Source organism: Roseovarius aestuariivivens (assembly GCF_004761875.1).
GTDB classification, from domain to species: domain Bacteria; phylum Pseudomonadota; class Alphaproteobacteria; order Rhodobacterales; family Rhodobacteraceae; genus Roseovarius; species Roseovarius aestuariivivens.
On record NZ_SJEY01000003.1, the window covers coordinates 341,793 to 354,868 of the forward strand.

At 66.4% G+C, this 13,076-nt stretch carries 16 protein-coding genes and 1 other RNA gene; 10 read left to right on the forward strand and 7 right to left on the reverse strand.

Translation table 11 applies throughout. The features are described from left to right. The first annotated feature begins 99 nt into the window (after window positions 1-99). Window positions 100-1,248 (forward strand): AI-2E family transporter, encoded by a 1,149-nt coding sequence (locus EZV60_RS07180; protein WP_210115064.1) that lies wholly within the window; start codon window positions 100-102, stop codon window positions 1,246-1,248. Window positions 1,249-1,298: 50 nt separating this feature from the next. On the opposite strand, the gene carA is transcribed toward EZV60_RS07180, so the two are convergent. Further along, window positions 1,299-2,447 (reverse strand): glutamine-hydrolyzing carbamoyl-phosphate synthase small subunit, encoded by a 1,149-nt coding sequence (gene carA / locus EZV60_RS07185; protein WP_135503765.1) that lies wholly within the window; start codon window positions 2,445-2,447, stop codon window positions 1,299-1,301. 204 nt (window positions 2,448-2,651) lie between these two features. Here carA and EZV60_RS07190 point away from each other — a divergent pair, with 204 nt between their 5' ends. After that, entirely contained in the window at window positions 2,652-3,119 is a 468-nt protein-coding gene (locus tag EZV60_RS07190; protein WP_135503767.1) for a GatB/YqeY domain-containing protein, read from the forward strand. A gap of 8 nt (window positions 3,120-3,127) precedes the next feature. On the opposite strand, the gene EZV60_RS07195 is transcribed toward EZV60_RS07190, so the two are convergent. The 3 genes from EZV60_RS07195 to EZV60_RS07205 all read right to left on the reverse strand — a co-directional run bounded on the left by EZV60_RS07195 (window position 3,128) and on the right by EZV60_RS07205 (window position 5,077). Next, window positions 3,128-3,649 (reverse strand): DUF2244 domain-containing protein, encoded by a 522-nt coding sequence (locus EZV60_RS07195; protein ID WP_135503769.1) that lies wholly within the window; start codon window positions 3,647-3,649, stop codon window positions 3,128-3,130. 129 nt (window positions 3,650-3,778) lie between these two features. Continuing rightward, window positions 3,779-4,216: a D-aminoacyl-tRNA deacylase gene (gene dtd / locus EZV60_RS07200; protein WP_135503771.1), complete on the reverse strand. Its 438-nt coding sequence runs from the start codon at window positions 4,214-4,216 to the stop codon at window positions 3,779-3,781. Between the two features lie 51 nt (window positions 4,217-4,267). Continuing rightward, window positions 4,268-5,077 carry a pseudouridine synthase gene (locus tag EZV60_RS07205; RefSeq protein ID WP_135503773.1) on the reverse strand — a complete coding sequence of 270 codons (810 nt, stop codon included), beginning with the start codon at window positions 5,075-5,077 and terminating at the stop codon, window positions 4,268-4,270. A gap of 63 nt (window positions 5,078-5,140) precedes the next feature. Here EZV60_RS07205 and EZV60_RS07210 point away from each other — a divergent pair, with 63 nt between their 5' ends. Beyond that, window positions 5,141-5,596 (forward strand): nucleoside deaminase, encoded by a 456-nt coding sequence (locus tag EZV60_RS07210; protein ID WP_135503775.1) that lies wholly within the window; start codon window positions 5,141-5,143, stop codon window positions 5,594-5,596. Window positions 5,597-5,736: 140 nt separating this feature from the next. Then, window positions 5,737-6,501 (forward strand): helix-turn-helix transcriptional regulator, encoded by a 765-nt coding sequence (locus tag EZV60_RS07215; protein WP_135503777.1) that lies wholly within the window; start codon window positions 5,737-5,739, stop codon window positions 6,499-6,501. A gap of 24 nt (window positions 6,502-6,525) precedes the next feature. Here EZV60_RS07215 and EZV60_RS07220 read toward each other — a convergent pair whose 3' ends face one another. Then, on the reverse strand, window positions 6,526-7,218 hold the full coding sequence (locus EZV60_RS07220) for a metal-dependent hydrolase (RefSeq protein WP_135503779.1): 693 nt from the start codon (window positions 7,216-7,218) through the stop codon (window positions 6,526-6,528). A 56-nt stretch (window positions 7,219-7,274) separates the two neighbouring features. Between EZV60_RS07220 and EZV60_RS07225 the strand changes: the two genes are divergently transcribed. Genes EZV60_RS07225 through EZV60_RS07245 form a run of 5 tightly spaced genes read left to right on the forward strand, consistent with a single transcriptional unit; the run spans window position 7,275 to window position 11,177 of the window. Then, window positions 7,275-7,937 carry a ceramidase domain-containing protein gene (locus EZV60_RS07225; protein ID WP_135503781.1) on the forward strand — a complete coding sequence of 221 codons (663 nt, stop codon included), beginning with the start codon at window positions 7,275-7,277 and terminating at the stop codon, window positions 7,935-7,937. 32 nt (window positions 7,938-7,969) lie between these two features. Then, window positions 7,970-8,257 (forward strand): Asp-tRNA(Asn)/Glu-tRNA(Gln) amidotransferase subunit GatC, encoded by a 288-nt coding sequence (gene gatC, locus EZV60_RS07230; RefSeq protein WP_135503783.1) that lies wholly within the window; start codon window positions 7,970-7,972, stop codon window positions 8,255-8,257. Beyond that, complete coding sequence (gene gatA, locus EZV60_RS07235) at window positions 8,257-9,741, forward strand: Asp-tRNA(Asn)/Glu-tRNA(Gln) amidotransferase subunit GatA (protein ID WP_135503785.1); 1,485 nt, start codon at window positions 8,257-8,259, stop codon at window positions 9,739-9,741. The genes gatC and gatA overlap by 1 nt, the downstream gene beginning before the upstream one ends. Window positions 9,742-9,755: 14 nt before the next feature. Then, window positions 9,756-10,499 (forward strand): hypothetical protein, encoded by a 744-nt coding sequence (locus tag EZV60_RS07240; protein WP_245306242.1) that lies wholly within the window; start codon window positions 9,756-9,758, stop codon window positions 10,497-10,499. 9 nt (window positions 10,500-10,508) lie between these two features. Continuing rightward, window positions 10,509-11,177 carry an N-acetylmuramoyl-L-alanine amidase gene (locus tag EZV60_RS07245; protein WP_135503789.1) on the forward strand — a complete coding sequence of 223 codons (669 nt, stop codon included), beginning with the start codon at window positions 10,509-10,511 and terminating at the stop codon, window positions 11,175-11,177. On the opposite strand, the gene EZV60_RS07250 is transcribed toward EZV60_RS07245, so the two are convergent. Next, window positions 11,164-11,775: an isochorismatase family protein gene (locus tag EZV60_RS07250; RefSeq protein WP_135503791.1), complete on the reverse strand. Its 612-nt coding sequence runs from the start codon at window positions 11,773-11,775 to the stop codon at window positions 11,164-11,166. The two genes, EZV60_RS07245 and EZV60_RS07250, sit on opposite strands and share 14 nt — an antisense overlap. A 90-nt stretch (window positions 11,776-11,865) precedes the next feature. On the opposite strand from EZV60_RS07250, the gene rnpB reads away from it, so the two are divergent. Next, an RNA gene (gene rnpB / locus EZV60_RS07255) (RNase P RNA component class A) lies at window positions 11,866-12,226 on the forward strand. 10 nt (window positions 12,227-12,236) lie between these two features. Here the strand turns inward: rnpB and EZV60_RS07260 are convergent. After that, window positions 12,237-12,914, reverse strand: coding sequence for a hypothetical protein (locus tag EZV60_RS07260; protein WP_135503793.1), 678 nt, complete (start codon window positions 12,912-12,914; stop codon window positions 12,237-12,239). Between the last annotated feature and the right edge of the window lie 162 nt (window positions 12,915-13,076).

Sequence of the window (13,076 nt, forward strand, 5' to 3'; positions counted from 1 at the left end):
GACGAACGCTGTCGCGGTCTGGTCAGCGTTCATCAACGGCAACCAAACCGGCCCGAGCTGCGTTAAGTCTTTTGGCACGACGGACCAAAGGAGGCCACGGTGAGCAACACCACCGTTGAAACCGAACCGCCCATATCCCCCGAACCATCCCAACCGGTGCTTGCGCCGCGATGGGCGGTGATCGGGATTTTCCTGATGCTGCTTGTGGCGGGTCTGGCCTATGCTCGGGCATTTCTCATGCCGGTGGTCCTTGGCCTGCTGCTGCACCTCGTGTTTACACCCGTGCGCCGCCGACTGGAACGCTGGGGCATCGGGTCTGGCATCTCCGCGACGCTCATCGTCGGCACCCTGCTCTCGCTTTTGGTCGTGGGTAGCCTCGGGCTTTCGGGGCCGGTCAGCAAATGGATCGATCGCGCGCCGATGATCGGCTACGAGGTAAGCCGCAAAATCGACCAATTGCGCGTAGCAACCGAGGACGTACAAAGGGCCGCCGAAGAGGTCGACGACATCGCCGATGGCAACGAGGAAGAGACCGAACCGGGCGTCCAGCGCGTTCAGGTCGAGGAGAATAGCGGGCTGATCGACTACGTGACCGGCCTTCCCTGGCTTGCCGGCCAAATCGTTTTCACACTGGTTTTGCTGTTCTTCCTGCTGTCGTCTGGCGACATGTTCTACGAAAAGCTGGTCCACGTGATACCGACATTCCGGGACAAGCGGCGCGCGATACGGATCGCCTACAGCATCGAGCGCGAGCTATCGCGCTATCTCTTCACGATCACACTCATCAATGCCGGGCTGGGGATCGCAATCGGCCTCGTGATGTGGGGGCTTGGCATGCCCAATCCGGTGCTGTTTGGTATCCTGGGTTTCCTGCTGAATTACATGCCCTATCTGGGCGCTCTCACGGGTGTAGGTATCGCGACGGTCGTGGCGCTCATCACGTTTGATACGGCACAACAGGCCTTGATCGTGGGCGCGGTCTATTTCGCGCTGACCTCGATCGAGGGTCAACTGGTCACGCCTTATTTCGTCAGCCGCAACCTTAGCCTGAACACCGTGGTCGTGTTCCTATCTGTAACGCTCTTTGCCTGGCTCTGGTCGGTGGTGGGCATGCTGGTGGCGATGCCGCTTCTGGTCACCTTGCGGACCTTCTGCGCACACGTGCCAGCACTGTCGGGACTAGGGCATTTCGTGTCGGCCCGCGGGGCCGAGAGCTTATCGGACAGAAAGCCCCCCGCCAAAACCTAGATCCGGGCCACGGCTGCCTCCGCTACTTACGCTTTTGAACGTGTGTTAACCTAGCGGTTCATCGACGCAGCAAAGCGTTCGAAAAGGTAAAAGCTGTCCTGCGGGCCGGGGCTGGCCTCGGGGTGGTGCTGTACCGAGAAGACCGGTCTGTCAGCGATGCGGATGCCGCAGTTCGACCCGTCGAAAAGCGACACATGGGTTTCGACCACGCCCTGCGGCAGGGTTTGGCTATCGACGGCAAAGCCGTGGTTCATCGAGGTGATCTCGACCTTGCCGGTCTCCATGTCCTTCACCGGATGGTTCGCGCCGTGATGACCGTGGTTCATCTTCACCGTCTTCGCGCCAAGCGCGAGCGCCAGCATCTGGTGCCCGAGGCAGATGCCGAAAACCGGCAGGTTCTTGTCCAGCACCCCCCGGATCATCGGCACGGCATAGGCGCCCGTGGCCGCCGGATCGCCCGGACCGTTCGACAGGAATACGCCGTCGGGGTTCTGCGCCAGCACATCCTCGGCCGTGGCGGAGGCGGGCATGACGGTCACGTCGCAGCCCGCGCTGGCCAGGCACCGCAGGATGTTGCGCTTGGCCCCGTAGTCGATGGCCACGACCTTGTGCTTTGGCGCGGTCAGGCGGGTGTAGCCGTCGGGCCAGGCCCAGCGCATCTCGTCCCAGCGGTAGGACTGCGCGCAGGTGACGGTCTTGGCGAGATCCATGCCTTCGAGACCCGCAAAGCCTCGCGCGGTCTCAACCAGGGCGGCCACGTCGAACTTGCCCTCGGGATCGTGACAGAGCGCCACATGCGGCGCGCCCTGCTGCCGGATCGCGCGGGTCAGGCGGCGGGTGTCGATACCGCCGATGGCGATGCGCCCGCGCCGCGCAAGCCAAGCGCCCAGATGCTCGACCGCGCGCCAGTTCGACGGCTCGGTCGGGTCCCATTTCACGACCATGCCATCTGCCACAGGATCGGCGGTTTCATCGTCCTCGGGATTGACGCCCACATTGCCGATATGGGGGAAGGTGAACGTCACCACCTGCCCGGCATAGCTGGGGTCGGTCATGATCTCCTGATACCCGGTCATCGCGGTGTTGAAGCACAGCTCGGCGGCGACGGTGCCGGTCGCACCGAATCCGCGCCCGTAAAAGACCGATCCATCAGCGAGGGCGAGGCAGGCGGTGGGGTGCGGGTCTGGGGCGTGGGGCATCGCGGCGGGCTCCGGGGCTGGGGGCGCAAATTGTCCCGTTCCTATGCCCCGCCCGCCACGGGGTCAAGGGGGGCTTGGCGCAGGATCGAACCTGCCCAAGGCGCCGCAAAACAAGGGCCCGGACGTCCCCGGCGCAGCATTGCGAAGGCCGGAATGATCGGCTAGGGTGACGAACTTGTGACATAGCATGGGGATGCAGGACACATGGGATTGCGCGACCGCGTCAACAGCGCGTTGAAACAGGCCATGAAGGACAAAGACACCGCGCGTCTGGGCACGCTGCGGCTGATCAACGCGGCGATCAAGGACCAGGACATAGCCCAGCGCGGCGGCGACTCGGATGCCGGCGTGGGCGATGGCGATATCCTCGCCATCCTGGGCAAGATGACAAAGCAGCGGCAGGAGAGCGCGCGCGCCTACGAGGAAGGCGGACGGCTGGATCTCGCCGAGCGCGAGCGAGCGGAAATCGAGGTGATCGAAGAATTTCTGCCCCGCCAGCTCTCCGAAACGGAAATCTCCGAAGCGATCGACGCGGCGATCAGCGATACCGGGGCCAGTTCGATCCGGGACATGGGCAAGATCATGGGCCATCTGAAGACTCGCTATACCGGTCAGATGGATTTCGGCGCGGTGGGCCCGCGCGTCAAGGACAGGCTGAGCGCTGCGGGCTGAGGCCCGCCCTAGGGATCCGGCGTGTCCGGGAGTGCGGCGGCGGCCTTGAGCGCATCGGCGATCTCGCCATAAAGCGCCTTGCGCTCATCCTCTGACAGGAACGCGCCGATCTCGACCTCGCGGCCATGGCCGCGCAGGGTGATGTAATGCGGCACCGGCCCGCCTTTGGGGTGCATGTGCACCTGCGCCCAGTAAGACTGGCAATCCCATTCCTGCGCGGCGCGTCCACGCGGGTTGACGCGCCGCAGGTGGACCTGCTCGGGGTCGATCGTCAGTTCCTCACCCATCGCGGCATCGGAATACGAGCGCTCGAGCGCCCACCAGACCCCGCCGACCGCCAGCACGAGGAACGGTAGAAGCCCCCAGAGCGTGACCGTGCCCAACAGCGGGTAGAGCGGCAGGGTCAGCATGCCGCAGGTGATCAGAATGAAGATGGCAAATCCCCGGCGCGGCAGCGACCGGTGCGGCCAGAGCCGCAGACGGTGCATGTCGCCGCCGGGATCGGGTATGGCAGACCATTCGTAAGGCATGGCGCTATTGTAACGTGCTCTTGCGCCGCGGAAAGGGCGGCAAATGGCGCAGGTCGCAAAAAAGGGCGGCGCGGCCCCCTCGCCCTGCGCGATCACCCCCGGAATGTTTCGACCAAGAAGACGCCCCGGTCAGCTTTCCAGCCAGATCGTAACAGGTCCGTCATTGACCAGGCTGACCTGCATCTGCGCGCCGAACCGCCCGGTCTCGACCGGCACGCCCAGATCCGCGAGGGCGCTTGCGAAACGATCAAAGAGGCGGCGGGCCTCCTCGGGCGGGGCCGCGTCGGAATAGCCCGGGCGGTTGCCCCGGCGCGTGTCGGCGGCCAGGGTGAACTGGCTGATGACAAGCGCGCTGTCCGAAACGTCCCGGACCGAGCGGTTCATCTTGCCGGTCTCGTCCTTGAAAATCCGCAGCTTGGCCACCTTTGCGGCCAGAGCCTCGGCGCTCGCCGTGTCATCGTCTTGCATCGCGCAGGCCAGCACCAGAAGACCGGGGCCAGTGCGCCCGATGACGTCGTTCTCGACCGTGACCTCGGCCCGGGTCACCCGTTGCAAAAGCGCGCGCATGATATCTTAGATCCTTCTCGGTGACGCGGTGATCGGCGGGTGGTGCATGGCCTAGCTGTCACGGCGGCGGCGCTGGACCTTCTTGGGCCTGGGCTTGCCCGGTGTCTGGCGCGGCGCCTCTCCCGGCGTGGTTGCCAGCCCGAGCTGGTCGCGCAGCACGCGCGGGCGGATCTCCTCGACCTCCCCGCGCTTGAGCTGACCCAGCTGGAACGGCCCGTAGGACACGCGAATGAGGCGGTTGACCGAAAGGCCCACGGCCTCCATCGCGCGGCGGATCTCGCGGTTCTTGCCCTCGCGGATCGCTACGGTGGCCCACGCATTGGCGCCGGTCTGGCGATCGAGCGTGATCTGCATCGGCTGGAAACGTTCGCCGTCAAGATCGAGCCCCTTACGCAGCGGCTCGAAGGTGGCGTCCTCGGGCCGACCCTTGAGTCGAACGCGGTATTTGCGCACCCATCCCGTCTCGGGCAGTTCCAGCTTGCGCTTGATACCGCCATCGTTGGTCAAAAGCAGCAGCCCCTCGGAATTCAGGTCCAGCCGGCCCACGGTCATCACGCGCGGCAGGTCCTCGGGCAACTCGTCGAAGATGGTGGTACGGCCCTGTTCGTCCCGGGTGGTGGTCACAAGGCCGGTGGGCTTGTGATAGAGCCAAAGGCGGGGCGGCTCTGGCGCGCCGAGGCGCTTGCCGTCGACCTCGATCCGGTCCTTGTCGGTCACGTTGAGCGCGGCACGGTCAATCGTCTTGCCGTTCACGCTTACCCGGCCCGCCACGATCAGGCGTTCGGCCTCGCGCCGGCTGGCCAGCCCGGCGCGGGCGATGACCTTGGCGATACGCTCGCCGGGAGGTGTTTTCTCTGTCATGGCCAAGGGCCATAGCCCATCGCCCGGGCTTGCGAAAGCGCGCTTTGCCGTGCAGGAAGGGCCATGACGTTCAAAAGCCACATGGACGCCGCGCTTGCCGAGGCGCGCAAGGCCGCAGAGCGCGGCGAGGTGCCGGTGGGCGCCGTGCTGGCCGATCCGGCGGGCCGGATCGTGGCGCGGGCCGGCAACCGGACGCAGGAACTGAACGACCCCACCGCCCATGCCGAGATCCTGGTGCTGCGCGAGGGATGCCGCGCGGCGGGCAGCGCGCGCCTGACGGGCTACGCCCTGACCGTGACGCTGGAGCCGTGCGCGATGTGCGCGGCGGCCATCGCGGCGGCGCGCATCGCGCGGCTCTATTACGGAGCGGAGGATCCGAAATCCGGCGGGGTGGCCCATGGCGCACGGATCTTTACCCACGCGCAATCCCACCATAAACCTGAAATCTATGACGGAATCGCCGCAGACGAGGCCGCCGCGCTGTTGCAGGAGTTTTTCCAAGGGCGCCGCGCCGGCTGACGCGTGCGGAAAGGAGTTCGTACTGAAATTGTCCGCGCACCACTCACGACACACGATAGGAAAACAGCGCCAGCCGGTCGACCATTCCTGTTTACAGCAGCCGCGCAGGCACTGCCTATCCCCCTTGCCGGGGGGATGATGTGACGCTTCTGGCTCTGGCGAAAGAGATCGAGGACCTGACGGAGATCCGCGCGATCTGGACCCGTCTCTGCGCCGGTCTGACGGCGCATGGTATCGAGCACGTCATCTATGTGACCGTGGATGCGGCCCGCCGGAACCCGTTTCTTCTGTGCACCCTGCCCGGCCTCTACGACGATTTCAGGCCAGAGGCCGATCCATTCCTCGAATGGTGCTGCAACACCTATACGCCAACGCGCACCGGGCAGGAATTCATGGCCGATCACGCCTATCTGCCGCCCGAGGCGAAGGCGTTCATCACCCGCGCCGGGCGGCTTGGCTTTCGCTCGGGGCTGGGTATTCCGGTACGGCTGACCGGGTCGGAGCGCTATGGCGGGTTCAACCTTGGCACCGGGCTGGACCGCGCGGCGTTTTGCGACCGGATCGTCCCCATGGCGGGCGACCTTCGGCTGCTGTGCCTGCTGGTGCATCGCCGCATCGAAGAGCTTGGCCTCGATGCGCCGGCGCATATCCAAGCCGAGGACGGGTTTCGCAGGCTGATGGTGGCGGGCGACGACCCGTCGGGCCAACTGCAGGACCTGTCGCCGCGCGAGCGCGAGGTGCTTTACCTCGTGGCGCGCGGGCTAAGCCGGAAGGAATGTGCGCGGATGTGCAACATCTCGGTGCACACAGTCGCGGAATACGTCAAATCCGCCTATCGGAAGCTGGGCCTGCGCAACCGGGCCGAGGCGGCCTTGTTCCTTGCCCGCGAGGGCGGCGCGCCCTGACGCGCCGCCGCCCGCCCGAGGCGATCAGAGCTCGATCGGGTGCATCACCTCAGGCTCGATCACGTCGACGCCGGGCAGGCCCGATTTGAGCGCCTCGGCGGATTGTTCGAGGATCGGGAAGGTCTTGTAGTGGCAGGGGATGACCGTCTTGAAGTCGAAGAAGGTCTTGGCCGCATAGGCCGCGCGGGTCATGTCCATGGTGAAATGCCCGCCGGCGCAGAGGATGCCGATTTCGGGTTTGTGCAGGTCGTGGAAAACCTTCATATCGGCCATCACGTCAGTGTCGCCCGAGACGTAGATCGTCTTGCCCTCGCCCGCGATCATGAAGCCGCATTCGGTGCCCGGTACATGCGGGCCGCCCTCGCCGCCAAAGCTCGACGAATGGGTGGCATGAACCATGGTGACCTTCACGCCGTTCAGGTCCACCGTGCCGCCCTTGTTGAAGCCCACGACCTCGAGCCCTTCTTTTTCTTCCCACCACGACATCAGGTCGAACTGGCCCACGACCGGCACGCCAAGCGTTTTCGCCAGCCCCGGCAGGTCGCTGGCATGGTCGAAATGCGCATGAGTAAGCAGAATATGCGTGGCGCCCTGCGTGGCCGCGTCGTGCTGATCCTCGGCCAGCATCGGGTTGCCGGTCAGCCACGGGTCGATGAGCAGAACCTGCCCGCCGATCTCGATGCGGAAACTTGCGTGTCCAAGCCAGGTGATTTTCATGTCGCCTCTCCTATCTGTTTGGCCTGATCCTAGCGCATGGAGCCTTGAGGAAAAGCATGGACTGGACAGCGGCCGTCGATGGCTATTGCGAACGGCTCGCGCCTGGGTTTTGGGCCGAGCCGATCAATGCGGTGACCAACCTGGCCTTCCTGCTGGCCGCAGGGATCATCGCGCGGCGTTTACGCGGGACGGGCTTGCCGGTGGCCTGGGCGCTGACGGCGCTTCTGGCGCTGATCGGGATCGGTTCGTTCCTGTTCCACACGTTCGCGCAGCCATGGGCGGCGCTGGCCGACGTGCTGCCCATCGCCCTGTTCGCGCTGCTTTACACCTATGCCGCCAGCAGGGCGTTCTTGGGTCTTTCCTGGCCGGTCTCCGCGCTGATCACAGCGGGCGTCGTGCCCGGCGCGGCGGTGATGTCGGCGCTTCTGGCGGGCGTGCCGGTCTACGGGCCGTCCGGGCCTTACCTGATCCTGCCCGTGCTGATCGCCGCATACGCCCTTATCCTGCGCCGTTCGGCCCCGACAACCGCCCGCAACCTCGGCATTGGGGCGGCGATCCTGCTGGTCTCGCTCACCTTCCGGGGGCTCGACGCGCCGCTTTGCGCCGCGTTCCCCGTCGGCACGCATTTCGCCTGGCATTTGCTCAACGCGGTCATGCTGGCCTGGATGATCGAGACCTACCGCGCCCACATGCTTGCGCCGCTTGCCCCCCGGCGCTAAACGACACGCGACAGACGCAGGAGACCCGCCCCATGTCGATCGACACCGACACCGCCGCCAAGGTGGCCAAGCTCGCCCGCATCCGCGTGGAAGAGGACGATCTTCCGGCGCTGGCGCAGGAATTCAACACCATCCTCGGCTTCATCGAACAGCTGTCCGAGGTGGATGTGGAGGGCGTGGAACCGATGACCTCGGTCAGCCCGATGCGCCTCAAGCGGCGCGAGGATGTGGTGACCGAGGGCGACCAGCAGGACAAGGTGTTGTCAAACGCGCCCGACGCGCGCGAAGGGTTCTTTGCCGTCCCGAAGGTGGTGGAATAATGACCGATCTGAACACGCTGACCATCGCGCAGGCGCGCGACGCGCTGCGCACCGGCGAGACGAGCGCAGCCGAACTGACCGAGGCCTGTCTCAAGGCCGCCGAGGGCGCGGGCGCGCTCGGGGCGTTCGTACATCCCACGCCGGATCTCGCGCGCGAACAGGCCAAGGCGGCAGATGCGCGGCTGAAGGACGGCGATGCGCCCGATCTCTGCGGCGTGCCGCTGGGGATCAAGGATCTCTTCTGCACCAAGGGCGTGGCGAGCCAGGCGGCCTCGGCGATCCTTGAAGGGTTCCGTCCGGAATACGAATCGACCGTGACGCAGAACCTATTCGACGCGGGCGCGGTCATGCTGGGCAAGCTCAACATGGACGAGTTCGCCATGGGCTCCTCGAACGAGACCTCGACCTATGGCAATGCCGTGAACCCCTGGCGGCGCGGCAACGAAGAAACCGCGCTGACCCCCGGGGGGTCTTCGGGCGGCTCGGCCGCTGCGGTGGCTGCCGATCTCTGCCTTGCCGCGACCGGCACCGACACCGGCGGCTCCATTCGTCAGCCGGCGGCCTTCACGGGCATCACCGGCATCAAGCCGACCTACGGGCGCTGTTCGCGCTGGGGGATCGTCGCCTTCGCCTCGTCGCTCGATCAGGCCGGGCCGATGACCAAGGACGTGCGCGACGCGGCCATCATGCTGCGCACCATGTGCAGCCATGACCCCAAGGACAGCACCAGCGCCGATATCCCTGTGCCGGATTTCGAGGCGATGCTGACAGGCGACATCAAGGGCAAGGTGATCGGCATTCCCAAGGAATACCGCATGGACGGCATGCCGGAAGAGATCGAGAAGCTTTGGGCGGACGGCACCGAGATGCTCAAATCCGCCGGGGCCGAGATCCGCGATATCTCGCTGCCGCACACGAAATACGCCCTGCCCGCCTATTACGTGATCGCACCTGCCGAGGCGTCCTCGAACCTCGCGCGCTATGACGGCGTGCGATATGGCCACCGCGCCAAGCTCGCGCAGGGCGACGGCATCACCGAGATGTATGAAAAGACCCGCGCCGAGGGCTTTGGCGACGAGGTCAAGCGCCGCATCATGATCGGCACCTACGTGCTGTCGGCGGGCTTTTATGACGCCTATTACAACCGCGCCCGCAGGGTGCGCGCGCTGATCAAGCGCGACTTCGACGAGGTGTTCGCCGCGGGCGTCGATGCGATCCTGACGCCGGCCACGCCGTCGGCCGCGTTCGAGCTGGGCCGCGAAAGCGACGACCCGGTCGAGATGTATCTCAACGACGTGTTCACCGTCACCGTGAACCTGGCCGGTCTGCCGGGGATCTCGGTGCCGGCGGGGCTCGATGCGCAGGGCCTGCCGCTGGGGCTGCAGCTGATCGGGCGGCCCTGGGAAGAGGGCGATCTGCTCAACACCGCCTATGCGCTGGAGCAGGCCGCCGGCTTTGTGGCGAAGCCCGCGAAATGGTGGTAAGACCGGCCCGAACCATGAGGCATGTGATCCAGATGAAACCGATCCTTTGCATGGCGGCGCTGGCCGCCCTGACGGCCTGCGCACCCGCCGTGCCCGACAGCGGCGCGCCCGACCCGGGCACCGGCGTCGGCTTTGGCAATTACGACAGCTACCTTGAGGCGCAGCGCGCCCGCGATGCGGCACTGGCCGGCAACGCCGTGCCGAATTCCGGCGCGATTTCCGACGAAACCCCGCGCAGCGGCGCGTCCAGCGCCGAAGAGCTTGCGGCAGAGGCGACCGCGCGCCTGAACCAGACACGCGCCAATTCCGGCGAGACGGTGGTCAACGCCAGCCCGTCGAACCCCGCGCCGCGCACGGTCACCACCGCGACCGGCATCTCGGACGAGAACGATTTCAATGCCGTGGGCGATGTGCGGTCCATCGACGACGACGCCGCACTTATCGCGCGCAACCGGGCGCAATACCAGGTGGTTCAGCCGACCGCCCTGCCCTCGCGCACCAGTTCAGGCCCCAATATCGTCGATTACGCGCTGTCCACCAAGCACCCCATCGGCACACAGGTCTACAGCCGCGTCGGCATCAACAAGGATGCCAAGGCCCAGCGCGCGTGCGCGGGCTACGCCTCGCCCGATCAGGCGCAGCTCGACTTTCTGGACAAAGGCGGCCCGCAGCGCGACCGGCTGGGCCTTGATCCCGACGGCGACGGCTATGCCTGCGGCTGGGATCCGCGCCCCTTCCGCGCGGCGGTGCGCGGCTAGCCCCTTCGCATGGGGCCGGCCTGGCATCCCTCTCCGAATTTCGGCCCGAGGCGCAAGGGCGCGCGCCCCGATCTGGTGGTGCTGCATCACACCGCGATGAAAAGCTGTGCCGCGGCGCGAGACCGGCTGTGCTGCCCCGAGGCCGAAGTTTCCGCGCATTACCTGATTTCGGAGACCGGCGACGTGATCCAGATGGTCGAGGAGGTTCAGCGCGCCTGGCACGCCGGGACCGGCCGCTGGGGCGCGGTCGACGACGTCAATTCCCGCTCCATCGGGATCGAGCTGGCCAATACCGGCGCGCATCCCTATCCCGCCCCGCAGATGGCGGCGCTGGAAATTCTGCTGGGCGATATCCTTGACCGGCATGCGATCCCGCCCGAGCGGGTGATCGCGCATTCCGACATGGCCCCTGACCGCAAGAACGATCCCGGCCCGCGCTTCGACTGGGCGCGGCTGGCGCGCGCGGATCTGTCGGTCTGGCCCGCGCCGCAGGGTGCTGTGACCGGCACGTTCGAGGCGCATGCCCGCACCTTCGGCTATACTGCCGAAACAGAGCCCGACAGCCTTCTGGCCGCATTCCGCCTGCGGTTTCGTCCCGGCAAGGCGGGCCCGCAGGACGATGTCGACCTTGCCCTGATCGCCGATCTCGCAAAGCGCTTTCCGGTCAGAGAAGACTGATCGCCGTTTCGGCCGTCACAAGATCCGCGTATTTCTGTTCCATATCGAACAGGTTGGCCTCGTGCGGCCCGAGCGCCCTGTCGCCCACGCAATCGCGCACCACGAGGGGCCGGTAATTATGGCTCATCGCGTCGACCACCGTGGCGCGGACGCAGCCCGAGGTGGTGCAGCCGGTGACCAGCACCGTGTCCACATGCTGTCCCGTCAGCCATCCCGCAAGCGGGGTCGCGAAAAAGCCCGAGGCCTGCGTCTTGCGCAGGACCAGTTCGCCCGGTGCGGGCCGCAGTGCATCGATCACGTGGCTGGCAGGGTTGTCGTCGGTCAGCTCGCGCAGGCGCGGCGCCTTTTCGCACCAGACTCCGCAATCGGCGCCATTCCCGGCATAGACGATGCGGGTGAAGGCCACCGGCGCGCCCGCGCGGCGCGCGGCCTGCAGGACCGGGCCGGTACGCGCCGCCGCCTCGGAGATGTTGCCGCCGCCGAACAGCGCCGGGTCCAGAAAACCGTTGACGAAATCGACCACCAGAAGCGCGATCCTGCGCCCCGGGCCGATCACATGGCCGAATTCCTGATCCTCGTAGACATGCGCATCTTCCATGATCGCGGCCTCCCTCGCCCCGGTGCGGATATTCTAGCATCGGCAGGCGGCGCTTGACCACGCGGTCCGCGCCGCTTACCTGCAACGGGCGCGGAGGGCTGGATGGCCGCGGCACCGAAAGGTGCCGAGGAAAGTCCGGACTCCACAAGGCGACGGTGCCGGGTAACGCCCGGCCGGGGCAACCCGAGGGAAAGCGCCACAGAAAACAAACCGCTCTGCAGTTCGCTGACGCAAACCGCACGAGTAAGGGTGAAACGGTGGGGTAAGAGCCCACCGCGGGACGGGCAACCGGACCGGCACGGCAAGCCCCACCGGGAGCAATGCCGAATAGGGATCGCGCACGGGCCGCCTTGGCCCGCGATCCGGGTAGGCAGCACGAGCGCGCGGGCGACCGCGTGCCCAGATGAATGGTCATCCCCGACAGAATCCGGCTTACAGGCCCTCCGCGCATCAAGGCCGTGTTAGGGCGCAAGAAAGCGCGGACCGGCCAGCATCAGGGCCAGCGGAACCGGCGACACCGCCACCGCCACGGTCAGAAGGAACCGCGGCCAGGTGAAGATCCGGCTTGCCCCGGCCATAAGGGCAATGCCCCCGCCCCCGCCGATAAGAACATTGCCCGGCAGGTTGATCAGCACCAGCAGCGCCAGATAGCGGTGCCGCAGCAGCACCGCCGAAACCCGTCCCGGCACGATCCGCAGCAGAAACGCCAGCTTGCGCGCGGCGGGCACCCGGTCGAACCGGCAAAGCAAATCCTCTGTGCGGCGCAGATGCGCGTCCCGTGCCAGCCGCGCGAGAGACGCCAGCGGGATAGAGCGGCCGGCAAGAAACGCAAGGCAAAGCCCCGCGATGGTGCAGAGATAGACCAGCGGCACCACCTTGAGCCCGAGCACGGCCATAAGGGCGAGGCCGATCTCGACCCCCGGCACGAAGGGCACCGCCAGCGCCAGGGTATAAAGCCCCGCTGCCACCCAGACCATCGAGCGAAGCCTGTCGGCATTGGCCAGGCTCAGCTCCAGATCCAAACGCGCCTGCAGGCCTTGCAGCAGCTGATTGGCTGCGATGACCAGCACGATCACCATCCCGAGCCGAAGCAAGGCCCGGAAAAGCCGGCGGGGCGACCAGGCGGCGGACCCCGGCATCAGCCGCCCCACCCCAACGACGCGAGAGAAGGACCGCGCAGGTTCTGGCTGTGGCATCGGAGTGGCATGTTGCGGGTCATGATACGCCAGCCTCGCACGGATTGGGCCAGGGCGATATCCCCCTGACCCGGGACCGACGGGCTCAGGGTTTGCCCCAGGCGT